This is a genomic window from Olleya sediminilitoris (assembly GCF_016785945.1).
Taxonomy (GTDB): Bacteria; Bacteroidota; Bacteroidia; order Flavobacteriales; family Flavobacteriaceae; genus Olleya; species Olleya sediminilitoris.
On record NZ_JAEMEF010000031.1, the window covers coordinates 1 to 1,017 of the forward strand.

General features: G+C 31.7%; 1 protein-coding gene. It reads left to right on the top strand.

Annotated elements, in window-relative coordinates:
• Window positions 1-283: 283 nt before the first annotated feature.
• Window positions 284-1,017: IS110 family RNA-guided transposase (locus tag JAO71_RS15705; RefSeq protein ID WP_203001726.1), on the top strand; the 734-nt coding region annotated here is incomplete at its 3' end.

The window sequence follows — 1,017 nt, forward strand, 5'->3', positions numbered from 1 at the left end:
CTTAAGTTAGCATTTTAATAAAAACATTAAATTTAAGACATATAAATAAGAAAGCACAAAAGAGAGGAATAAGGTTAATATATACGCAGAGACTACAGATCTCGTCAACATTGAAAATCCCCTCTCTTTTACTACCCAGATTTCGTACAGTTCTATGAGGCTTTTAGACCTCGATTTTAAGTCGTTGAAACTCGCGTAGCTTGTCCTTTACTCATTTTATAATATTTCAATAAATTGGAAATCGTGAATCTTCGTTCCTTGATTTCAAAAAAAACATTTTGTTATGAATAAAGATATAAAATATTTTGGAATAGACATCAGTCATTTAGTTTTTGATGTCACAGATTCAGAAGGTAATTATTACCAGTTTAAAAACAGTATTTCTGGCTTTAAAAAGTTCGTAAAATTGTTAGATTTTAATAGTCATTGTGTAATGGAAGCTACGGGATATTATCATTATCAATTAGCTTATTATTTACAAGAAGAAGGGATTAAAGTTTCGGTAGAAAATCCCTTATCAGTAAAACGATTTATACAAATGAAGTTGTCTAAAATAAAGACAGATAAAAGTGACTCAAAGTTGATTTGTGAATATGCCAAAGATGTAAAATTAAAGCTTTGGAAAGGCAACTCAAAGCATCAATTAGAATGTCTTCAAATGACCAGACTCCTTGGTGTGTATACAAAACAAAGCACAATGCTAAAAAACAAACTACATGGCGAAGCTGTTTTAGGCAATCCAAGTAAAGTAGTAGTTAGCTCTTTAAAACGTAGTTTAAAACAGGTTGAGAAAGAGCTAAAAATGATAGAAGATAAATTGTTAGCTTTAGTAAAAGAAGTGCATCAAGATGTTTTAACACGCTTAAAAAGTATTCCAGGAATTGGTCCCAAAACATCATTAATGCTAGTGGTTTTGACCGATGGATTTGATCGTTTTACAAGCGGAAGTGAATTGTGTAGTTACGCTGGTTTAACACCAGTAATCCGTCAAAGTGGGAGTAGTGTAAAAGGACGTCC